The following is a 21698-nucleotide window of genomic DNA, read 5'->3' on the forward strand; positions in this document are numbered from 1 at the left end:
GATGTGGGATTGGGAATAAAACGTTTGGGGGAGCGTAACCGCCGATGCTGACCTTTCTGGCTAGACGGCTTTTTGTAATGGTGCCGACACTGATTATGATCAGTGTTCTGGTGTTTGTGATCATTCAGCTTCCCCCTGGGGATTTTCTGAGCACGTATCTCAACGAGCTGCAGTCGCAGGGCGAGGCCGTTGATCCGGCAAAAATCGAATTTTTAAAGCACCAATACGGCCTTGATCAGCCGCTTTACGTACAATATTTCGATTGGGCTTGGGGGCTTTTGCACGGCGATCTTGGGTTTTCATTCGAATATAACCTGCCGGTGACCGAAGTTGTCGGCGACCGGCTATGGTTGTCGCTGGTTCTGAATTTCAGCACCATTTTGTTCATCTATATCGTCAGCTTCCCAATCGGCATTTATTCCGCCACCCGGCAATATAGCTGGGGCGATTATGGTTTTACGCTGCTTGGTTTCCTTGGCCTTGCGATGCCAAACTTCCTGTTCGCACTGGTTTTGCTGTATTACGCCAATGTGGTGTTTGGCACCTCAATCGGCGGGTTGATGGATCCGGAATTCATCAATCAGGGTTGGTCGTTTGCCAAGATCATGTCCGTTGTCGAACATTTATGGGCGCCAGTACTTGTCATCGGGACATCGGGAACAGCATCCATGATCCGGCGGTTGCGGGCCAACTTGCTTGATGAGTTGGGCAAGCAATATGTCGTTACAGCTCATGCCAAGGGGCTATCACCGCTTAAGGTGCTGTTTAAGTATCCGCTGCGCATGGCGCTTAACCCGTTTATTGCCGATATTGGTAATATCCTGCCGCAGGTGGTTTCGGGGTCGGTCCTTGTATCGGTTGTCATGTCCTTACCGACAACCGGGCCGATGTTGCTGACTGCCTTGCAAAGTCAGGACATGTACCTTGCTGGTTCATTCCTGATGTTTTTGGCCCTTCTGACGGTTGTGGGGATGTTTGTTTCCGACGTGTTACTGGCCTGGCTTGATCCACGCATTCGATTGCAGGGAGGGGTTGGAAAATGAGCAGTGACGAAGAAAAGCGCAACGCGCATTTTGTCGATAAAGCACCCTTTAATCCCTATGAACGCGATGCCCTGACGCCAGAACAGGAAAAATACTATCTCGCATCGCAGTGGCGTTTGACGTGGTGGCGCTTAAAACGCCATCGGTTGGCCTATGTCTCACTGATCATTTTGGCTGTGATGTATGCGTCGGTGTTTATTGTCGAATTCATCGCACCCTATGCGCAGGAAACGCGTAATTCGAACTTTATCCATCATCCTCCGCAATCCATTCACCTGTTCCATGACGGGGAATTTGTCGGCCCGTTTACATATGGCACGGATTTCTCTGTCGATATGGAAACGCTTAAGCCGAACTACGTCCCAAACATGGACCGGGTTGATCGGCTTCGGTTCTTTTGCTCTGGCGATGATTACGAATTCTGGGGCCTGATTAAAACCGATTTTCATTTCGTGTGTCCGGCGCAAGACGGCACCTTATTTGTCTTTGGCACAGACCGACTTGGACGCGATATGTTTTCGCGCATCATTTATGGTGCGCGGGTATCGCTCACCATCGGTCTTGTCGGCATTACCGTCAGTTTCTTCCTTGGTATCGTGATTGGCGGGGCAGCGGGCTATTACGGTGGTTGGGTTGATGCAACCGCGCAGCGCGTGATCGAGGTGATCCGTTCCTTGCCCGAAATCCCGCTTTGGATGGCATTATCAGCAGCCTTACCGGTCACCTGGAGCCCGATCCTGATCTATTTCGGGATAACGATCATTCTGGGCCTGATTGACTGGACTGGGCTTGCACGTGCGGTACGTTCCAAGCTGCTTGCGCTGCGCGAAGAAGATTACGCGCTTGCGGCCCGTCTGATGGGCGCAAAGCCCAAACGGATTGTCGCACGTCATCTTCTGCCAAACTTTGCCAGCCACCTGATCGCATCCGTAACCCTGTCGATCCCCAACATGATCCTTGGTGAAACAGCGCTTAGCTTCCTGGGGCTGGGCCTACGGGCACCGGTGACAAGTTGGGGCGTGTTGCTCAATGATGCGCAAAACATCAACGCGGTTGCGGTTTATCCATGGCTGATGTTGCCGGTGGTGCCGGTGGTGATTGTTGTTCTGGCGTTTAACTTCCTGGGCGATGGCCTGCGCGATGCGGCCGATCCCTATAAGAATTAGGCGGGATTAAGCAGCGTTCATTTACACCAAAGGGCAGCTCTCTGAGCTGCCCTTTGGTGTCTGTATAAGCTTGGTCTATGGGTGCGTTATTTCTTATGCAGCCACAGGCTGGTCTCTATCGCTCCCCTTGGCAGATGGATGCTCTTTGCCGGTGACGCATCGACAAGCTCTTGAAGCCTTGTCGTCGCATAGGCACTCGACCACAATATTTCAAAGCCGTTTCCGGCCAAAAGGGACGCAACACCCTGTTGTTCATTATATCCGCGCCACTGCCATTTTGACGGATAATCATCGGGCAGGGTGATGTCGTGGATATGAATGATCGTGCCGCTGGGCAATGTCGGGATGACTGATGAGAACAGCAAATCAACATCGGTGCCGGGCATCAGGATGTGGCTTGAATCAATCGACAGGATATCGGCCCCTTCGATGGTCTCAAAAACTGTCTGGTCGGCCTTTTGCACGATGGTTTTCTCAACCGTAATCGGCAGTTCGGCAATATCGGCGCGTGGTGCCGGGTCAATTGCGTGAAACGCGGTTTCAAGGTCACCGTCACGGATCGCACGGTGATAGAACCGGGTTGAATGACCCGATCCGATTTCAACAATCCGCTTGGGACGAAATTCACGCGTCATGACATAGGCCATCATGCCATCAAGGCGCGGGAACCAACTTTGCTGCCAGCGCGGTTCGGGCGGCACGGCATCGTTTAGCGTATCAAATATGCTTTGGTATTTTTCCGCCTTGGTCAGCCATGCTTTCATGGTTGGCGCTGCATGATCCATCATGCGTTCAATCGCCGGGTAGGATGGTTTTCCAACTGCCTTGGCGGTTTCATCGGCATAGCGATACGGGATGAAGTAGCCCGCAGGTGAACTGCCAAACAAGGTTTTCAGACCGAATTTCCAGCGGCGTATTCGGCGTGATAACGGCATTGACGTCATGAAGGCTCCCGTTTGGCGGATTTGGTTGTGTTTGTATTCAATGAAACTCTGTCAGTCACAGAATGTCTTGTCCTCGCCGCGCCAACTTTGCATAAGCCAGAAGGCAAATACCAGCGCAATCCCTGAAAGTCCGGCCATGGCGTAATAGGCGTGCGATCCGAAATGTTCATATAGCGGGCCGGATGCCCAGATGCTGCTGCCCAAAAACACCCCCATCGACAAGGTCGCCATCAGGCTTTGTGCCGAGGTCGCCAATTGTTGCGGAATGGCGCGTGCGATAAAGCTGACAGCTGCCAGATGGGTGATACCAAAGGTCATGGCGTGTAACGGCTGAACAAGAACAATCATCCAGAATGCATCACTGCTGCCCAGCACAATCCAGCGCACGATACCCGCTGTTGCACCAAGGGCAAAAAGGATCCCCGGATGGCGGCCTCGCACAAACTTGCCCGCAACTGCAAACAGCGCGATTTCGGCAATCACCCCGATGGACCAGAATGTGCCGATCATTTCATGGGAATAACCAACCGTTTCCCAATGGACTGAGGCAAAGCTGTAATAAGTTCCATGCGACCCTTGGGCAAAGCCAATACAGCCAAGATAGATCAGGAAAACCGGCTTGCGCAGCAGATAAACAAGCGATGATCCGGACCTCAGAGAACGGTCTGTTTGCGGATCAGGCATGCGGGTAGTGATGGCAAAATTGACGATACCGGCAATAAACAGCATCCAGACAATCCATGTGGTTGAGGTTCCATCGAGAACCCAACCCGCACCATAGGATGCAAAAATAAATGCAAGCGACCCCCAAAGCCGGACGCGCCCGTAGTCAAGGTCGCGGGTTTTGCATTCATGCACGGTAATGGTCGTGCCGAGTGGCAGCAGCGGGGAAAACGTAAAGCCAATGACCACCGATAACCCGGCAAGCCACCAAAAGTTACTTGAAACCGGAAAGGCCAGAACGGTCAGGACATAAATACCCGCCAGCCACATCATGGGTGTTTTACGATTGCCCGTATGGTCGGCGCGCTGGGCAATCAATGGATCGGCAAACACCCGCACCCAGTTTGGCAGCGACAGCAAAATACCGATTTCACCGGCCGACAATCCTTGCGCCTTCAACCACACTGGCCAATAGGGTAGGAAAACGCCTTGGATCAGGAAAAGCCCGACGAAAAACAGCGCAAGGATCGTTGCTGTTTGCATCCGTTCGGACGATTGCAGGGGAAATTTGTCGTGCATACTCATGCCGTGATTTTCCGCCGTTTCAATCCGCGAATGATGAACCGTGCTGGATGGATCGCATGCATCAGCTGTTTTTCCAATGGCAGGGGCATGGCGCAAATCTCACTGGCAAGAATTTCGGCGGCAAGCGGGGCGGCAATCAACCCGCGCGCCCCAAATCCGGTACAGATATACACGTCCCTGTGGTAAGGCGCATTGAAATATCGCGCGTAATTCTTGCCTTTGTCCAGATCGGGATAGGCCGCAAGGAAGGCATCATAATCAGGGGCCGGGCCGACAATGGGCAAATGATCGGTTGTGACAGTACGAAGTGCCGCACGACCGCCCAGGTCGCCGGGCGAAAGCATTTTTGCCATATCGGGTAACACATCGGCCAGTTGGGCAATGTTAACCGCATGGTCGCTTTCGCGCAGATCGGTTCGTGTGTCGTCACGTGCAAAGGTTGCCCCGAATACGTGAACACCTTTACGCGCAGGGGTTATGTATCCCGTATGGCTCAACACACAGCGGATGGTCTCGCGGCCATGTGCATTGCGGACAAGACTTTGCCGAAATGTACTGATCTGGCCGCGAACGGGCTGCATGTGCGCGCTAAGCCACGCCGTTTGTGAAAGTTGCCCGGTTTCGGTGGCACCGGCGATGATCACGGCATCAAACGGGCCGTGCTGCGCCCCATCACGGGATGCCAAAACTTTGCCCGATGTATCATCGGAAATTGTGACGATTTCTGTGGAAAGATGGATGGCAATCCCATCCAACAGGGCGTTCACAAAGGACGGCGGATTAACCCAGCCAGCATTCGGGTAAAACAACCCGCCCGCAGGAAGGGGCAAGCCAAATGCTGTACTGGCCTCATCACGGTTAAGGGCTTTGACCAAATCGGGCTTGTCAGGTAGGCGGGCCATCAGACCATTTTGACGTTCTTGCGTGCGCAGGTCCGTTACCAGGGAAAGCACACCACAGAAATCAGCATCAACCAGCCCTGCCTCCGCAAGGCGTTTGATCATGTGATGGCTAAACCGGAACCCGGCTTCGTAAAAGCGTCCCATAATCGCGTTATCGACGGTTAAATAGGGTTCGAGCATCGCAACCGCATTGCCCGATGCCGCACTGGCCGTATGGGTATTCTTTTCAAACAGGTGGACGTCACACCCACGTTGTCGCAGGGCTTGCGCACAGGCCGCACCCGCCATGCCGGCCCCAATGACAGCCACGGATCTGGGGGGACGTGCTTTGGGTAAGACAAACCATGGCTCATCGGCAATCTTTAATCCGACCTCCGACGGTGTCTTGGCGGGCAGGGTGGCGATGATCATGTCACGCTTGTGATTAAAGCCCCGGCGTTTGCTGACCGTGAAACCTGCATCTTTAAGCCCGTCACGCGCAATGCGCGCGGAGCTAAAGGTCGCCAGTGTCGCCCCGTCATCATTTGACGCCGACGCAAGTGCATCAAACAGCTTTGGCTGCCACATGTCGGCGTTTCGCGACGGGGTGAAGCCATCAAGGAACCAGCAATCAACCGTACCGTCATAATCACCAAAACAATCAGTCGCATCACCGATCAGGACCGTCAGGCTGATTGCGCCATCGCCAAGGATGAAACGATGGGCGCCGGGTAACATGGTCTCATTCGGCCAAATATCGACAAGTTGCTGTGAGAAATCCTCAAGTTCCGGCCAACTTTGATGGGCACGGATCATGTCGTCGCGCGAAAGAGGGTATTTTTCGACAGTGACGAAATGCAGGCGCTTTGATCGCTTGGGGTCTTGTGCCCAACGCTGCCAAGCCGCTAGAAAATTTAGCCCGGTACCAAACCCTGTTTCCCCGATGGTGAAATTATCACGCGTTTGCCATGCGCTTGGCAGGTTGTTGCTTGCAAGAAATACATAGCGTGTTTCTGCCAGACCATCTTTGGGGCTGAAATACACATCGCCAAAATGCGGTGAAAACGGCACATTGCCGTCGCGCCAGGTTATGTCACCGGCAACGGGATCAGCGTTTTCACCCGGCGCATCGGCTGTCATGCCGAAAGTACTTCGTCTTGCAGCTCGGGCACAAGGGCAAGTGCTTCACGCACAACCTCTGTTCCAGCCCCTTTGCGGTGCGCATTTTCACTTAAATGCCGACGCCATTGTTTGGCACCGCGCATCTGTTGAAAAATACCCAGCATATGGCGGGTAACATGGCCAATCGTGCCGTTTTCTTCGCCAAGGTGTTGTTCGATATAGGGCAGCATCGCCTCGACCACCTGATGGCGGGTCAGGGGGGGCGTGTCATTACCGTAAAACCGCTGGTCCACGTCCGATAAAACATATGGGTTTTGATAGGCTTCTCGCCCGATCATTACCCCATCGACATGCTTAAGATGATCTTCGGTCTCATCAAGCGTCTTGATGCCACCATTGATCAGGATTTCCAGTTCGGGAAATTCCTGCTTAAGCTGATAGACCAGCTCATAGCGAAGTGGCGGTACTTCACGGTTTTCCTTGGGCGAGAGGCCCTTGAGCCACGCCTTGCGGGCATGGACGATGAACGTCTTGCACCCGGCATTGGCCACGGTTTCGGTAAACCGTTTGAGCGACGGATAATCTTCCTGATCATCAATGCCAATTCGATTTTTGACTGTGACTGGCGCCTCGCTGGCCGCAATCATCGATTTAACGCAATCGGCAACGACATCCGGTGTCGCCATCAAACACGCGCCAAACGCCCCATTTTGCACCCGATCAGATGGGCAACCACAATTAAGGTTGATCTCGTCGTAGGCATATTGATTAGCGATATCACACGCACGCGCCAGATCATCGGAATCACTGCCACCAAGTTGTAAGGCAATCGGATGTTCCGCATCGTTAAAACGCAGATGCCTGTCCACACCGCCATGAATGATCGCACCTGTTGTGACCATTTCGGTATAAAGCAACGTATGCCGACTGATCTGCCGCAAGAAAAAGCGATCATGCCGGTCCGTCCAATCCATCATCGGGGCGACGGAAATACGTCGATTAACAGTCATATCTGTGCCGTTCGTCATCAAATCGGGGTCAATGGGGTTGCCGTCGTCAAGGCGTGGTCTTTATATAGGTTCAATGATTTAGGGTCAAAACCGTTTACATGATGCATGGCTGCATCGCACGGATATCAAAACAGGAATGAACATGGTTACGATTTACGGCATCAAGAATTGCGACACGGTGCGCAAATCCCTGAAATGGTTTGACGCCAAGGGTGTTGAAAACAAACTTCATGATTTCCGTGTCGATGGCATTGATGTCAAAACCATTGCGGGCTGGTTGGATGAAGTTGGTGGCAAGGTGCTGATCAATAAACGCGGGCCAAGCTATCGCAATCTGTCAGACACCGATAAGGCAACGCTTGAGCAGGGCGGACCAGCGGCGGCGGAAATCCTTGTGGCCAATCCAACCGTGATCAAGCGTCCTGTGGTTGATTTTGGAAATACCCGCACCGTCGCCTATGACGAAGCCCGGTGGGCAGAACTGGCTGGTGTGTAAGGATAATCAAAACATGACCAAACCAGTTGTACGCGGTGTAATCTTTGATTGCGATGGTGTTCTTGTTGATACCGAAACTCTTGCATGTCGTGTCTTGACCGAGCAGCTCTGTGGCTATGGTTGCGATATGGATATGCAGAAAACCCATGATCTTTTCATCGGCGGTACACTTGCGATGGTGCCACCCAAAATGAAAGACCTGTTTGGCATTTCCTTGCCAGAAGACTGGCTGTCAGAATGCTATTCGCGGACTTTTACGGCATTTCGCAACGACCTTGAACCCTATGCCGACCTCGGCCCGATCCTTGATCTTCTGGATGCCAAGGGCATCCCTATGGCGGTTGGCAGCAATGGTCCACATGACAAAATGGAAGTGTCATTGGGCAAGGTTGGGCTTAAAGAACGCTTCAACGGCAATATTTGTTCGGCCCACGATGTTGCTAATGCCAAGCCACACCCGGATGTCTATTTGCTGGCAGCTAAAAAGATCGGTGTTCCAATTTCAAAATGTGTCGTCGTTGATGACAGTCAGAACGGTGTGCGTGCAGGTGCTGCGTCCGGTGCGACCACCATTGGTTTGGTTGATATCACGCCCGCCGACATGCTGCGCGCAGCGGGGGCCGATTACATCGCAAGCGACCATAAAGAGCTGAATGCCCTTCTTGATGATTGGCTAACTGTCTAACTGGCAGCTAAGCCTGAATGTATGACGTTTCCAATGAAAAACGGGCAGCCACACTATGTGCTGCCCGTTTTGTCTGACCAAGGTGGTTACTCCCCGATCACGATACCTTCGCGCCGTGGATCGGCGCCACCAATCAGCCCATCCTCGGTGATCATGATGGCATGGATACCGGAATTGAGATCCCGAATGCTGGTCTCAAAGCCCATGTCCTCAAGGGCTGGGGCAAGGTCCTCGGCCCAGGTACCTGCTTCCAGATCAAAGGTACCGAACCGGTTGACCAAATGGGGCATGGTGACCGCGGCCTGAGGATGTTGTTGCCAGTCAATCATGGCGATGATCGACTGTGTGACATAGCCAATGATCCGTGACCCGCCGGGCGATCCGGTTGCGATAAATGGTTTGTTGTCCTTCATGACGATTGTCGGCGCCATTGAAGAGCGGGGGCGTTTGCCCGGTTCAAGCCGATTGGCGATGGGAACGCCGTCCGTGTGCGTGCGGAAGGAAAAATCAGTTAGTTCGTTGTTGAGCATGAAGCCCCGCACCATCAGGCGTGAGCCAAACCCGTTTTCAATCGTGGTCGTCATAGATGCAACGTTGCCGTAGGCATCAACAATGGAAAAATGGCTTGTGCTGGGAAATTCGATGGCGTCGTCGTCTGAAAGGTTCATCGCGTGGCTAAAGGCTGGCGTTCCCGGTGCGACATCTTCAAGGGCTGTATCGCGGTTAAGCTGTTCTGACCGGTCTGCGAGATAGTCCGCGTCAAGCAACCCGGTTAACGGCATAGGAACGAAATCAACATCAGCCATATAACGTCCACGATCCGCAAAGGCCAAGCGGGATGCATCCCCAATCAGGCGCCAGCTTTCTGCTGAATTCGGGCCAAGCGATGCAATGTCATAAGGCTTCAGAAGCCCAAGCGTCTGCCCAACGGTGAGGGCACCTGACGACGGCGGGCCCATGCCGCAAACATCATATGCACGGTAGGTCGCGCAAACCGCAGCGCGTTCTTTGACGTGATAACGGGCAAGATCGCTAAGCGATAAAACACCGGGGTTCCAGCTTGCACCGGTGACTTTGGCGACGATGTCTTTGGCTATCTGTCCGGTATAGAAGTTCGTTATGCCGTTTTCGGCCAAATCTTTTAGGGTCGTGGCATATTGCGGGTTTTTTAAAACCGTCCCGACTGTCAGTGGCGCACCGTCTTTGTCAAAGAAATAGCTTTTCGCAACCGGATCACGTGAAAGCTTTTCTTGGTCACTGGCGATCAGTTCTGCCAGTCGCGGGGACACTGAGAAGCCGTTGGTTGCTGTGCTAATTGCCGGGGTAAGCAAATTTGCCCATGGGAGTTGCCCCCACTTTTCGTGGGCGGATTTCATCAAGGCCGGAGTCCCCGGTGTTCCGACCGACCGTCCACCAACAACTGCATCATAGAATTCAAGCGGTTCGCCGTTTTCATCTTGAAACAGGGTTGGTGTGGCATTTTCCGGCGCGGTTTCACGCCCATCCAGCGTTGTAAGCTTTTCCGAACTGGCATCATAATACACCAGAAAAGCACCCCCGCCGAGGCCCGAGGACTGCGGTTCTACAAGGCCAAGCATTGTCTGTACGGTGACCATTGCATCAATCGCATTGCCGCCACGGCGCAGGACGTCTGCCCCTGCCTGAACTGCAAGCGGGTTGGCCGCCGCGATCATCCAGTTATCGGATGTGATCGACTGGCTAAGCCCGATGCGTTGTGTGCTGCCGGTTTCTGGCGCGACGGCGTCGGTGGCCTGTTGGGCATATGCCGATGGTATGGGGATACAGGTTAAACAGGCGACCGTCACAATTGATGCAAGGCGAAAAGATGTGTTTTTGTGGGGCATATCAACAACCTTTTATCTGGTGAGACACTAAATCCAGAGGTTGTTCATGCTTCCAGAATTTCCACAAAATGGAAAGCGCTTGTTTTCGCCGTTGTCATGCTGCGCTTTTGTTGCCCTTGCGACGTTCCTGAGTGACGAGTGTAACTTCAAGCCATTGCAGGATAGTTTCTGCAACCTTTTCCCAGTTTTTATCAAGCATCATGGCATGCGCGATATCATCAATCAGCGCATAGTCGGCGTTATAGCGTCGGGCGGTCCGATGGATCAGCTCGCTTTGGATGATTTCGTCATTGCGTGCCCCAAGAACAAGCATCGACGGTACTTCTGTGGATGGCAGAAAAACCGGGTTTGCCCCCATCATATCCATCAATGCCCGATGACTTTCGGTCTCGAGCCGCCCAAAATAGATCATGCCTTCATCTTCGGCGATGTCAGGTGATAGCATCGCACGGCCAAGACGCTCACGCAGCAGGGTGTGCGGTCCAATAGCCTGTAACCAGAACATCTGGAAAAACAGATCAGGCTGTGCCATCGCCATCATTGCGTTGCTTGCCAAAAGCCCCTCTGGCGGCACGGATGCCAAAAGAACTGCCGCTTCGGCGGTATGGCGTTCAAGATATTTCTGAATGACATAGCCCCCCATCGAATGACCGATCAGGATAGGCTTTTTGCCGAGTGTCTCGACGATTTCTTCTAAGTCCTCGACGTAGTCGTCAATTGAGGCAAGGCTGCGCAATGCGCGACCACCACTGCCGCCATGACCACGAAGAGAGAAGGATATTGTTTCAAACCCCTGATCTGCAAACCAGGTGAGGAAATGTTCGTTCCAGCACCAGGCACCGGTATAGGCACCATGGACAAAAACGATTGGGTTTTTGCTTTTGGCTTTGCCAGTCGGGCTGCGGCGAAAGATTTCCAACTCGGGACTCATGGTCGGTCTCCTTGGTAATGGGACGGACGAAAGATCAAGCCTTGTCTGAAAACGTCAATCACATGTTCGCACATGCAGCATGGATAAGTCTATCTTGATCTGGTTTCAAACATTTCAATGCGCAATGATTGTCAGTCTACTTTTGTTTGCATATGATCAAACTTGATACTGCAATGGGGTGGACCTTCCTGTTTTAAGACAATGGGCTGTTCTCATAAAAACAACACAAAAGCGAAAAGCACGGACACATGGTTAAATTATCTGTCGTCGGGATTTTGGCGGGTTTGGACGAGGAGGCGCTTACTGATGTGGAGCGCCACATTAACCGGAAAAACTTCTCGGCCGGGGCACAAATGATCGAACCGGAAGCCGATAGTTCAGATGTTTATCTGATCCTGTCTGGTCGGGTGCGGATCGTGAATTACTCGCTGTCCGGGCGTGAAATCACGCTTGAAGAAATCGGGGCAGGCGGCTGTGTGGGACAGCTTTCAGCCATTGATGGGCAGCCAAGATCTGCCTGTGTGTTTGCTGTGAACGACACAGAGGTCGCCATCCTAAGTCCGGCCAATTTTGAAACGGTTGTCAAAAGCCATCCGTCGGTCGGTTGGAACGTCATTCGCGAACTCGCACGCATTGTACGCACATCCACACGGCGCATTGTCGATGTAAGTACCCTTGGTGCCAACGAACGGGTGGTTGCCGAAATCATGCGCCGTGCACAGCAAGTCTCAGATGATACAGGTGCAGCAGTATTGTCACCCGTGCCGGTTCATTCCGAAATCGCCGGACGTGTCAGCACATCGCGTGAAACGGTGGCCCGCGTTATGGGCAGTCTTGGCCGCAAGGGGCTTGTGAACAAAGTCGATAACGGCCTGCATGTCCCTGATGTGCGTCGACTTGAAGAATTCCTGAGTGAATCAATCCACTAAGCTGTAATCTGCTTTAACTTGTGGCTTTGAATGAGTGTCTCGGATGGACAGTCATCGCCGAAAATTATTTTCTAATTGTGATGGTTGTCACAGAAATTCGATGATCGCGGGGGTAGTAATAGTCTTGTGACGGACAGTTAGATTGTTCGACACATCTCCCCCAAGAGAGTTTACTGGCCGTACATTTTTATGTACGGCCATTTTTTTTGCGTTATCGCATGGCTGTTTTCCCAAGCGCCCGGTAATGTCGCGCATGACTTTCATGGCGTAGCCAAGCAGGAGAAAATCCACCATGCGTATGTCTGTTATTCTGGCGGGGCTGAATGGCGCTATCGCGGTCGGACTGGGCGCATTTGCCGCCCACGCGATGGCCGGAAGCGACATGGACTATGCGCGCGGTCTTGTTGAAAAGGGCGCACATTATCAATTGATCCATGCCGTGGCCCTTGTTGCAATCGCGGCAGTTGTTCGCCAAGTGCCCGATGAAAAGCTTTTGCGGGCTGCTGCCTATGCCATGTTGATTGGAATCTTGTTCTTTTGTGGCGCGCTTTACGTGATTGCGTTTACCGGCTTGTCAGTTTTTGGCGCCGTCGCACCCATTGGGGGGATCGCGTTTATCGTCGGCTGGTTATTGCTTGCTGTGGCTGGGTACCGGCAGTTTTCGTCTTAGGGGACGTGCGGGTGTGGACAGGACGTAATGGTCGTCCTTTAAAGGTGGGGGGGCATTCAGTTCGAACTGGCACAACCTTTCGGGACAAATAAAAAAAAGACGTGCCCATAAGGACACGTCTTTTTTAAAGTCTGAGTGCAATCAAGTTCCGAAGAACCAGATTACTTCATTTTCGCTTCTTTGAACACGACGTGCTTACGCACGACGGGGTCGTACTTGCGAAACTGGAATTTCTCGGTGGTATTCCGCGGGTTCTTCTTAACAACATAGAAGTAACCGGTATCTGCGGTGCTTACCAACTTTACGAGGATCGAAGCGGGCTTCGCCATGTCTCTGCATCCTGTGTTCAGGTGTATCTCAGGCGCCGGAACATAAAGGTTATCGACAGACTGTCAAGCCATTTTGGCAAAAAATAATGCATTTTTACTCGACGTTAAAAATGTCCGCGATTTCCTGTTGTCCAGCAAAGACGAGCGTCCTGTAATAAGGGTGGTTTTTGATCAATTCAAGGGCAACTTCAACGTCAAATCCTGTGCCATGCGTATCGGCCGGGCAGACGTCCCGAAGCTCTCGCCGTGTTGCTTCGTCCTGATAATCAAGACTGCGCCACTTTGTCATGATCTTGGTGATCTGATCGTGATGGGCCAGTGCATTTGTTACTTGATCGGACGCATTGATTTTCTGCGTCGCCGGTGTGCCCGTACAGACCGCCGGGAACAGACCAATTCGATCAAACGTGTAGCCAGAAGGTGCCGTCATGCGTGACCACGTGAACGTCAGCGTACCTTTGTTAGGAAGATCGTTGATGGCCTGAACAGAACCCTTGCCAAAACTGGTCGATCCAATCAGCACGGCGCGATTGCGATCTTGAAGTGCTGCTGCGACCAACTCCGCCGATGATGCCGTGCGCCCATCAATCAGGACCACAAGCGGGACACCAGAACTGACATCACCTGTTTCAGCTTTAAACACATGACGTGCGGCCATCACGCGCGAAAACGTGTTGCCAATGGGACCGTTTTCCAAAAACAGGTCGGCAACTGCCACACCCTGCTGCAAAAGGCCGCCACGGTTGCCACGAAGGTCAAGGATGACCCCTTTGAGCCCGCCAGGACGTAATTGAGCCGTTAGAAGGCTGTCACCAAGGGCAGAGGCCGTAGCATTGTTAAAACTGCTCAGGCGCGCAATCAGCACATTGTCGCGAAACTCGGTAAAGACTGTCCGGTCAATCACCCGTTCACGCACAATCTCCATCGGGATGATTTGTAGCGAACTGGCGGTATTGACCTCCATGCGCACACTGCTGCCTTCTTCGCCATGCAAAAGGTCGGCTGTGAACTGGCTGGTCTGGCCATACATGTCATCGCCATTGACTGAGATGATCTCATCACCCGGATGCAAACCGGCCAAATCGGCTGGACTATCAGGATGAACCAGTTTGACCACAGGGTATCCTTCCCCGCCAATCACACGGACCCCGATCCCGATATAGCCATCACGACGATTGCGCGCCGTTTCAGCCTGCTTTGGGCCTTCATAACGGCTGTAGCGATCCAGATTGCGGATCGCACCGCTGATCAGGGCGGATTGAATGTCGAGTGTCGAACTGGAACGCAAATCCGGCGAATAAGCCCGGTATGTACTCAGTCCCTTGATGGTGATCTCTGACCACACCATCGGGCTGCCGCCACTGTCGGGCGTTTTGGGAAGCTCGATGGTTTGCACCGTTTGCGTGCCATAGTTCAGAACAAGGTCATCAGGGGTAATATTTACCCGAATGTTGTTATCCAGATCAGAAAGGCCATCAAGTGTGTTAACCAGAATCTGTTCACGGCTGATCGGATCAATATAGCGTGTCGCAACCAGTTCAATAGTCTGGTTAAGCAGATCTCGCGTTTGCGGATCATCAACTGATGTTATTGCGGGCTGGTTGGATGTGGCGCATGCTGCTTGCCAAAGACAGGCACCAACAAGTACGACCATACGCAAATGTCTTCGCGGACGGCACGTCAAAGAGCAGGTGTCGGTGATTGGCAAAGCAGCTGTAACCAATTAAATGTTCCGGTTCAAATAAAGTGCCAAGAGGACTAATTCTAAAAGAAAACCGCCATCAGGCCAATGGCTATCCTTTGATCCCCATGGCCCATTGCGTGCCCAGAACAGCTCCCTTGACGAAGGGCAGAATGCCAAGGCACAACACAACAGTTGTCGGCAGCCAGACAACCAATTGAAGTGTCATCGACGGGCTCATGGATTGTTCCATGGCAAGGGCGCCTGACACAACAATGTGTCCCACCAGAAAAATGGTAAAATAGGGCGGGGCATCGTCACAGCGGTACTCGCCAATCGGATGTTCGCAGACGTCGCATTCAGATCGAAGTTTAAGATAGCCGCCAAAAGCAAAACCTTGGCCGCAATTGGGGCATTTGCGGCGAAAACCACGGCGCAGACCTGTCATTAGTCGGCTGCCGCGGCTTTGTTGTGGGGCGTGCGCGTCGGTCATGGGGCGAGAACTCCAGTTTCTTTTTTGTCCCCTTGATCCGGGGGCTAAAAAGGGGCATTGAAACGTCAAACCATCATCATGATGTTCAATAGCGTAAGCAAGAAAATTCGTTCCACCCAATTCAGCCCCTGCGCGAACTAAAGATTATTGAGCGTTATCAAATACCTGCCAAAGGAGTCGCCCAATGGGAAATGCTGACGATATCGTCGCCAATCTTAAACAGGACTTCATTGAGGACACCGTGGACCGGGTCGACCGGATTGAAACCACAATTGATCGTATCGCAGGTGGTATGGATGAAGCCGGACCGGGGATTGCCGAATTGCGCCGCGAAGCCCACACCGTTAAGGGACTTGCGGGCTCATTCGGCTTCCCACTGGTTGGGGCAATTGCCCATCGTCTGGAAGACTACATTGCCGAATTGACCGAGATTAATGATCTTGAAGCGGCTTCCCTTGTCGATTTCACCAGTTGGATCCGTGAGATCATTGAAAGTGGCACCAACCCGGCTGCGGACGAAGAAACGCGCATTCTTCGCTCTTTGCCGACCCGCAGTGTCACGACCGAAGATGTTGGGACAAAAAGTGCTGCGGTCACGACCAATGACAAGGAAGTTCTGCTCGTCACGGCAACCGCTGTTCAGGCGCGTTTTCTACAACGTGAGTTGCGTGAAAAGGGTTTCCGCACCATCACGGCACGCACTGCGGTCGAAGCATTTGAAACCGTCGTGCAATCACATCCTGATGCCGTGATCACAGCCGCCGTTCTTGATGGATTAAGCGGTATTGAACTGATCCGCGCACTGGCTGCGATGAAAACTCTGGCCAATAAAAAACTTGGTTTGCTGACAAGCTTCGATGCCGGTCATCCCGACCTTGAAGGCTTGCCGGGCAATGTTGCGATTATCAGTAACCGCGGCAAACAAACAGCCGACCATCTTGCAAAATTCATCGATACATTGATGTAAGCAATGTTTGTAGGAACCAGACAGGTGCGAAAAAGGGCGGCCCCCTAAACGGGCCGCCCTTTAAGCGTCTTAACGGATGTCTTGGGTCTTATTGCGGTTTGTCGCCGCGTTTTGCATTGCTGCGTGCAACGCGGTCTGACGCGACCATTTTACGCTGCTTTTTCGGGGTTGTTTTCTTTTTACCCCCGGGCTTGGCTGCACCTTTCCCCTTCGACTTTGTCGCTGACGTACCACCCGGACCAGCGGCATCACGTGGGCCGGATCGGAATCCCGGCTTGCTGCCGTGACGATGGCTGCGATCCCCCGGGCTGCCGCGGCGGTTTTGCTGGCCACGACGGCCACTGCGTGGGCGTTCTTCCAGATCGCGTGCCGTGATATCGGCATGTTCGGCCAAACGCAGTGCCAGCGATCCTGTGGCGGCATCAGCATCTGCAATACGCACAACAACCTGATCGCCCAGACGGAACGTCTTGCCCCGGTTTTGGCCAACCAATGCGTGGTTGGCGGGGTCGTGAACGTAATAGTCGTCGGGCAGGGTGGAAATCGGCACCAGACCATCCGCGCCGGTTTCCTGCAACGAAATGAACAGGCCAAAATGTGTCACACTGGAAATCTTGCCGGGGAATTCGGCGCCGACCTTATCAGACATATAGGCCGCAACATACCGGTCAACCGCATCGCGTTCTGCCATGGCCGCCCGGCGTTCGGTGCCAGAAATGTCTGCACCGATTTGTTCGAACCGTTCACCTTCTTCCGGTGGCAGGCCACCTTCACCAAGTTTCAATCCGGCAATCAGTGCGCGATGAACCAGAAGATCGGCGTACCGGCGGATTGGGGATGTGAAATGCCCGTATTTGTTCAGTGCCAGACCAAAGTGCCCAATGTTGTCGGGGCTATACATTGCCTGTGACTGACTGCGCAATACCACGGTATTGATCAGTTCGGCCTCTGGCGTGTCTTTGGCTTTTTCAAGGATCTGGTTGAAATCACGTGGGCGCAAAACGGCTGCCTTATTCAGGGTATAGCCAGCCCCTTCAAGGAATTCTCGCAACGCTTCGAGCTTTTCCTCACTAGGCGCATCGTGGATACGATACATGCAAGGTTGCTTGATACGCTCAAGTTCCTCGGCCGCGCAAACGTTGGCCGCGATCATGAGTTCTTCGATCAGTTTATGGCTGTCAAAGCGGGCACGCGGTGCAATGGCAACGATCTGACCCTGTTCGTTCAGTTCGATCTTGCGCTCGGGAACATCAAGTTCCAGAACGCCACGGCGTTTGCGTGCCTGCAGGAAGGCGTCAAACGCGCCATAAAGCGGTTTGATGACCGTATCGACCAGCGGACCCGTCGTATCGTCTGGCTGCCCATCCACGGCGCGTTGAACTTGATCATAGGTCAGACGGGCCGCAGAGCGCATCATCCCGCGACAGAACTTATGTCTGAGTTTATGGCCGTTTTTGTCGAGCCACATTTCAACAGCCATACAGCCGCGGTCTTCATGGGGAACAAGCGAACACCAACCGTTTGACAGTTCAAACGGCAACATCGGCACCACGCGGTCAGGGAAATAGCAACTATTGCCGCGTTTTACTGCCTCGCGGTCAAGCGCATCGCCCGGACGCACATACCAGGACACATCGGCAATCGCCACCATAAGGTGCCAGCCGCCTTCGTTTTCCGGATCGGTGTCGGCTTCTGCCCAGACCGCATCATCAAAGTCACGCGCATCGGCACCATCAATGGTGACAAGCGGGATGTCGCGCAGATCTGTACGTTTGTCCATCGGCGTTGCCTTGGACTCACGGGCCTGTAATTCGACTTCTGGCGGGAATTCAAATGGAATGCCACGCGCATGGATCGACACAAGGCTGATCGACTTTGGTTCGTTGATGTTGCCAAGAACTTCGGTGATGCGGCCTTTGCGCAATCCAAAATGTTTGCCCGGCAGAATTTCGGTTAAAACCAGCGCACCGGTCTCAAGATCGGGATGATCATCAAGTGGCACGGCGATTTCGCCGCTATCCTTGCGGTCTGTCGGCACAACACGGCCTTCGCGCTCGTTCGGTCGATAAAGACCCAGAACGCGTTGAGGACCGCTACCCAGAACCTTCATGATGCTGGCTTCGTAGGTCTGCTTGCCAGTATAGCGCAACTTGGCGAGGATTTTGTCACCAACGCCCGGTGCACTTGGTCCACCGCGACGGATCGACTTGACTGTGATCTGTGGCGGTTCGTAGTCGTGCTTCCAGACATTTGGCTTGGCAAGAACTTCGCCGTCATCGTCAATGCCGGTGATTTCAAGAACATCGACCGGGGGCAGGCGGTCTGGTTTATCAAACCGTCGACGTCCTTTGACGACGTCACCGCCGATATTCAGGTCTTTGAGGACTTTTTTAAGCTCAATTTTGGCCGCACCTTTAATGTTAAAGGCGCGCGCGATCTCGCGCTTACCGACCGGGGTCGGGCTCATGCCGATGAACTCAATGATTTCTTCCCGTGTCGGGAAGTGCTTCTTATCGTCTCTATCGTTCGCCAACTTTGCGGCGTCCTTTCAATCGTGTCACCCGAAAAAGGAAGGCGGCGATTACGTCGCCGCCGCCTTTTTCGTGGTTGTCTTTTTCGCTGCAGGTTTCTTTGCTGCTTTCTTGTTAGCGGGGCCTTTCTTGGCCGCTGTTTTCTTCGGAGCCGCTTTCTTCGCCGTGGCTTTGGTGGTTTTGCCCGACTTGGATTCCTTTTCCTTAATCGCCTTAATCGCCATCTCCAGCGTGATGTCGTCACGTTCAACGTCGCGGATGTTGGCGATGGTCTTTTTGTGCTTCACAAACGGACCCCAGCGACCAACGGCAACAAAGATCGGTTCATTGTCGTCAGGATGCTTGCCGATCTCCGTGCCGGCCTTTTCACGTTTGTCCGCAATCAGGGTAATGGCGCGGTTTTCGCCAATCGTCAGAACGTCATCATCGGCCTTAAGGGACGCAAATATGCTGCCTGCCTGAACATAGGGGCCGAAACGACCAACATTGGCTTTCATTTCTTCACCGGTATCAGGATAAATCCCGACCAGCCGCGGCAACGTCAGAAGCTCCTCGGCTTTTGACAGGTCAACGACCGACGGTTCCAGCCCCTTGGGCAAGGATGTCCGTTTCGGTTTGACCTTTTTGGGCTTGCCGTTTTTGCCTTCAACTTCTTCTTCTTCGCCAAGCTGCACGTAAACGCCGTATGGGCCTTTGCGTAGTGTAATTTCCTTGCCGGTTTCCTTGTCAATACCAAGGACCTTTGGTCCGGCATCAAGTTCGGAATCACTGCCGTTTTCATTGGCAACCAGCGGACGGGTGAAATTACATTCCGGATAGTTTGAACAGCCAAGGAAGGCGCCAAACTTACCCAGTTTCAGACTCAGCTGACCGTCTTCGCATTTCGGGCATTTGTGTGGATCTTTGCCGTCTTCGCGGGTCGGGAACAGATAGTTTTCCAGCATTACCTGAAGCGCATCAAGTACTTCGGTGATTTTGAGTTCTTTGGCTTCGTCAACATTGCCTTTGAACGAAGACCAGAAATCTTTCAGAACATCTTTCCAGGCCAGATTGCCCATTGAGACTTCATCAAGCTGGTTTTCAAGGTCGGCGGTGAAGTTGTACTGCACATAACGTTCAAAGAACTTCGACAGAAACGCTGTGACAAGACGTCCCCGATCCTGTGCGACAAAGCGACGACGTTCGAGCAAGACATAGTTACGATCCTGCAACACTGAAATGATCGACGCATAGGTCGACGGACGGCCAATACCGAGTTCTTCCATCTTCTTGACCAGGCTCGCCTCGGTATAGCGGGGCGGGGGCTGGGTGAAGTGTTGATCAATGCTGACTTTGCCAAGATCGGGTTTCTGACCTTCTTTTAACGGCGGCAGACGGCGGTCTTTTTCATCGTCTGAATCATCATCCTTGCCTTCCTGATACAGTTTCAGGAAGCCATCAAACTTCACGACCGAGCCATTGGCACGCAAAACAACGTGATTGTCATTCGATGACAGATCAACCGCAACCTGATCAAAACGCGCGTCTTCCATCTGACAGGCGACGGTCCGCTTCCAGATCAGGGTATAAAGGTTCAACTGATCTTTATCGAGGTGTCGCGCCACCTGATCGGGGCGACGGAACAGATCGGTTGGGCGGATGGCTTCGTGGGCTTCCTGCGCGTTCTTGGATTTGTTGGCAAAGCTGCGCGCACTGGCCGGCAGATACTGATCACCGTAATCCTTGCCGATCAGGCGACGTGCCGCGGCGAGTGCTTCGCCCGACAATACGACGGCATCGGTACGCATATAGGTAATCAGACCAACGGTTTCGCCGCCAATATCAATCCCCTCATACAGGCGCTGGGCAAGCTGCATGGTCCGCTTGGCCCCAAAGCCAAGCTTACGCGATGCTTCCTGCTGCAAGGTTGAGGTGGTGAAAGGCGGCTGCGGACGGCGTTTAACGTCTTTGCGCTCAACCTTGGAAACCGTGTAGCTACGCGATTCGACTTTTTCTTGCGCAATCTTGGCGGCGTCTTCGTTGCCAAGGGCGAGTTTGTCGAGTTTTTCACCATTCAAATGGGTGAGGCGGGCCGAAAAATTGCCTTCCGGGATCGTAAACCCAGCTTCGAGCGACCAGTATTCATCGGCGCGAAATGCTTCAATCTCGATTTCGCGTTCGCAAATCAGACGAAGTGCGACCGATTGCACACGGCCAGCCGACCGTGAACCGGGCAGTTTACGCCACAGAACCGGCGACAGGTTAAACCCGACCAGATAATCCAATGCGCGGCGCGCCAGATAGGCATCGACCAGCTCTTTATTAAGCTCACGCGGATTGGCAATTGCCTCGGTAACAGCCTTTTTGGTGATCTCGTGAAACACGACGCGATGGACATCACGCCCACGGAGCAATTTTTTCTGCTCAAGCACCTCAAGAATGTGCCACGAAATGGCTTCACCTTCGCGATCCGGGTCAGTCGCGAGATAGATGGTATCGGAGTCTCGCGCTGCCGAAGCAATTTCACGGATCTGTTTTTCAGATCGACCGTCTGTTTCCCAGATCATCGAAAAGTCGTTATCGGTATCGACCGAACCGTCTTTGGACGGAAGGTCGCGGATGTGACCGAAAGAGGCCAGCACCTTAAAATCATCACCGAGATATTTGTTGATCGTCTTGGCTTTGGCCGGGGATTCGACGATGACAAGATTCATTACGTTTTTCGTGT

18 protein-coding genes are annotated in these 21698 nt (G+C 53.1%); 7 read left to right on the plus strand and 11 right to left on the minus strand.

What is annotated here, in order from left to right; translation table 11 throughout:
* Positions 1–44: 44 nt before the first annotated feature.
* Both K355_RS0103035 and K355_RS0103040 read left to right on the plus strand, forming a co-directional pair.
* Positions 45–1043: an ABC transporter permease gene (locus K355_RS0103035; RefSeq protein WP_022730641.1), complete on the plus strand. Its 999-nt coding sequence runs from the start codon at positions 45–47 to the stop codon at positions 1041–1043.
* Complete coding sequence (locus K355_RS0103040; RefSeq protein ID WP_022730642.1) at positions 1040–2209, plus strand: ABC transporter permease; 1170 nt, start codon at positions 1040–1042, stop codon at positions 2207–2209. Before K355_RS0103035 ends, K355_RS0103040 begins: the two co-directional genes overlap by 4 nt.
* An 86-nt stretch (positions 2210–2295) precedes the next feature.
* Here the strand turns inward: K355_RS0103040 and K355_RS0103045 are convergent, their stop codons facing one another.
* Genes K355_RS0103045 through dusA form a run of 4 tightly spaced genes read right to left on the minus strand, consistent with a single transcriptional unit; the run spans position 2296 to position 7414 of the window.
* A complete protein-coding gene (locus K355_RS0103045) occupies positions 2296–3153 on the minus strand; it encodes a class I SAM-dependent methyltransferase (RefSeq protein ID WP_022730643.1) in 858 nt (285 codons plus the stop codon).
* 51 nt (positions 3154–3204) lie between these two features.
* Positions 3205–4401, minus strand: coding sequence for an MFS transporter (locus tag K355_RS0103050; protein WP_022730644.1), 1197 nt, complete (start codon positions 4399–4401; stop codon positions 3205–3207).
* Positions 4398–6422 carry a bifunctional tRNA (5-methylaminomethyl-2-thiouridine)(34)-methyltransferase MnmC2/FAD-dependent 5-carboxymethylaminomethyl-2-thiouridine(34) oxidoreductase MnmC1 gene (gene mnmC / locus K355_RS0103055; RefSeq protein ID WP_022730645.1) on the minus strand — a complete coding sequence of 675 codons (2025 nt, stop codon included), beginning with the start codon at positions 6420–6422 and terminating at the stop codon, positions 4398–4400. The genes K355_RS0103050 and mnmC overlap by 4 nt, the downstream gene beginning before the upstream one ends.
* Entirely contained in the window at positions 6419–7414 is a 996-nt protein-coding gene (gene dusA, locus K355_RS0103060) for a tRNA dihydrouridine(20/20a) synthase DusA (protein ID WP_033368376.1), read from the minus strand. The genes mnmC and dusA overlap by 4 nt, the downstream gene beginning before the upstream one ends.
* A 142-nt stretch (positions 7415–7556) precedes the next feature.
* Here dusA and K355_RS0103065 point away from each other — a divergent pair, with 142 nt between their 5' ends.
* On the plus strand, positions 7557–7910 hold the full coding sequence (locus tag K355_RS0103065; protein ID WP_033368377.1) for an ArsC/Spx/MgsR family protein: 354 nt from the start codon (positions 7557–7559) through the stop codon (positions 7908–7910).
* A gap of 13 nt (positions 7911–7923) precedes the next feature.
* The gene (locus tag K355_RS22970; protein ID WP_022730648.1) at positions 7924–8595 is read left to right on the plus strand and encodes an HAD family hydrolase; all 672 of its coding nucleotides are present in this window, start codon (positions 7924–7926) and stop codon (positions 8593–8595) included.
* An 86-nt stretch (positions 8596–8681) separates the two neighbouring features.
* Here the strand turns inward: K355_RS22970 and ggt are convergent, their stop codons facing one another.
* Together ggt and K355_RS0103080 are read right to left on the minus strand one after the other, a co-directional pair.
* Positions 8682–10460 (minus strand): gamma-glutamyltransferase, encoded by a 1779-nt coding sequence (gene ggt, locus K355_RS0103075; RefSeq protein WP_022730649.1) that lies wholly within the window; start codon positions 10458–10460, stop codon positions 8682–8684.
* A 94-nt stretch (positions 10461–10554) separates the two neighbouring features.
* Positions 10555–11391 (minus strand): alpha/beta hydrolase, encoded by an 837-nt coding sequence (locus K355_RS0103080; protein ID WP_022730650.1) that lies wholly within the window; start codon positions 11389–11391, stop codon positions 10555–10557.
* A gap of 248 nt (positions 11392–11639) precedes the next feature.
* Between K355_RS0103080 and K355_RS0103085 the strand changes: the two genes are divergently transcribed.
* On the plus strand, positions 11640–12320 hold the full coding sequence (locus K355_RS0103085) for a Crp/Fnr family transcriptional regulator (RefSeq protein ID WP_022730651.1): 681 nt from the start codon (positions 11640–11642) through the stop codon (positions 12318–12320).
* Between the two features lie 292 nt (positions 12321–12612).
* Complete coding sequence (locus K355_RS0103095; protein ID WP_022730653.1) at positions 12613–12990, plus strand: DUF423 domain-containing protein; 378 nt, start codon at positions 12613–12615, stop codon at positions 12988–12990.
* A 161-nt stretch (positions 12991–13151) separates the two neighbouring features.
* Here K355_RS0103095 and rpmG read toward each other — a convergent pair whose 3' ends face one another.
* From rpmG to K355_RS0103110, 3 genes are all read right to left on the minus strand, one after another.
* Positions 13152–13319, minus strand: a complete 168-nt coding sequence (gene rpmG, locus K355_RS0103100) for a 50S ribosomal protein L33 (RefSeq protein WP_008890790.1) — start codon at positions 13317–13319, stop codon at positions 13152–13154.
* 94 nt (positions 13320–13413) lie between these two features.
* Positions 13414–14973 (minus strand): S41 family peptidase, encoded by a 1560-nt coding sequence (locus tag K355_RS0103105; protein ID WP_022730654.1) that lies wholly within the window; start codon positions 14971–14973, stop codon positions 13414–13416.
* Between the two features lie 139 nt (positions 14974–15112).
* On the minus strand, positions 15113–15493 hold the full coding sequence (locus tag K355_RS0103110) for a DUF983 domain-containing protein (protein WP_028791270.1): 381 nt from the start codon (positions 15491–15493) through the stop codon (positions 15113–15115).
* 184 nt (positions 15494–15677) lie between these two features.
* Between K355_RS0103110 and K355_RS0103115 the strand changes: the two genes are divergently transcribed.
* Positions 15678–16460 carry an Hpt domain-containing protein gene (locus tag K355_RS0103115; protein WP_022730656.1) on the plus strand — a complete coding sequence of 261 codons (783 nt, stop codon included), beginning with the start codon at positions 15678–15680 and terminating at the stop codon, positions 16458–16460.
* An 88-nt stretch (positions 16461–16548) separates the two neighbouring features.
* On the opposite strand, the gene rnr is transcribed toward K355_RS0103115, so the two are convergent.
* Together rnr and topA are read right to left on the minus strand one after the other, a co-directional pair.
* Entirely contained in the window at positions 16549–18993 is a 2445-nt protein-coding gene (gene rnr, locus K355_RS0103120; protein ID WP_022730657.1) for a ribonuclease R, read from the minus strand.
* A 48-nt stretch (positions 18994–19041) separates the two neighbouring features.
* Positions 19042–21684, minus strand: coding sequence for a type I DNA topoisomerase (topA, locus tag K355_RS0103125; protein WP_022730658.1), 2643 nt, complete (start codon positions 21682–21684; stop codon positions 19042–19044).
* Positions 21685–21698: the final 14 nt, after the last annotated feature.

Source organism: Thalassospira lucentensis MCCC 1A00383 = DSM 14000 (assembly GCF_000421265.1).
Classification (GTDB): Bacteria; Pseudomonadota; Alphaproteobacteria; order Rhodospirillales; family Thalassospiraceae; genus Thalassospira; species Thalassospira lucentensis.

Coding starts and splice junctions, on each gene's coding strand:
- K355_RS0103110 (WP_028791270.1), bottom strand. CDS start 15,493: ATGACCGACGCGCACGCCCCACAACAAAGCCGCGGCAGCCGACTAATG.
- K355_RS0103065 (WP_033368377.1), top strand. CDS start 7,557: ATGGTTACGATTTACGGCATCAAGAATTGCGACACGGTGCGCAAATCC.
- dusA (WP_033368376.1), bottom strand. CDS start 7,414: ATGACTGTTAATCGACGTATTTCCGTCGCCCCGATGATGGATTGGACG.
- K355_RS22970 (WP_022730648.1), top strand. CDS start 7,924: ATGACCAAACCAGTTGTACGCGGTGTAATCTTTGATTGCGATGGTGTT.
- rpmG (WP_008890790.1), bottom strand. CDS start 13,319: ATGGCGAAGCCCGCTTCGATCCTCGTAAAGTTGGTAAGCACCGCAGAT.
- K355_RS0103105 (WP_022730654.1), bottom strand. CDS start 14,973: ATGGTCGTACTTGTTGGTGCCTGTCTTTGGCAAGCAGCATGCGCCACA.
- ggt (WP_022730649.1), bottom strand. CDS start 10,460: ATGCCCCACAAAAACACATCTTTTCGCCTTGCATCAATTGTGACGGTC.
- K355_RS0103040 (WP_022730642.1), top strand. CDS start 1,040: ATGAGCAGTGACGAAGAAAAGCGCAACGCGCATTTTGTCGATAAAGCA.
- K355_RS0103115 (WP_022730656.1), top strand. CDS start 15,678: ATGGGAAATGCTGACGATATCGTCGCCAATCTTAAACAGGACTTCATT.
- K355_RS0103035 (WP_022730641.1), top strand. CDS start 45: ATGCTGACCTTTCTGGCTAGACGGCTTTTTGTAATGGTGCCGACACTG.
- K355_RS0103095 (WP_022730653.1), top strand. CDS start 12,613: ATGCGTATGTCTGTTATTCTGGCGGGGCTGAATGGCGCTATCGCGGTC.
- topA (WP_022730658.1), bottom strand. CDS start 21,684: ATGAATCTTGTCATCGTCGAATCCCCGGCCAAAGCCAAGACGATCAAC.
- K355_RS0103080 (WP_022730650.1), bottom strand. CDS start 11,391: ATGAGTCCCGAGTTGGAAATCTTTCGCCGCAGCCCGACTGGCAAAGCC.
- K355_RS0103045 (WP_022730643.1), bottom strand. CDS start 3,153: ATGACGTCAATGCCGTTATCACGCCGAATACGCCGCTGGAAATTCGGT.
- K355_RS0103050 (WP_022730644.1), bottom strand. CDS start 4,401: ATGAGTATGCACGACAAATTTCCCCTGCAATCGTCCGAACGGATGCAA.
- mnmC (WP_022730645.1), bottom strand. CDS start 6,422: ATGACAGCCGATGCGCCGGGTGAAAACGCTGATCCCGTTGCCGGTGAC.
- K355_RS0103085 (WP_022730651.1), top strand. CDS start 11,640: ATGGTTAAATTATCTGTCGTCGGGATTTTGGCGGGTTTGGACGAGGAG.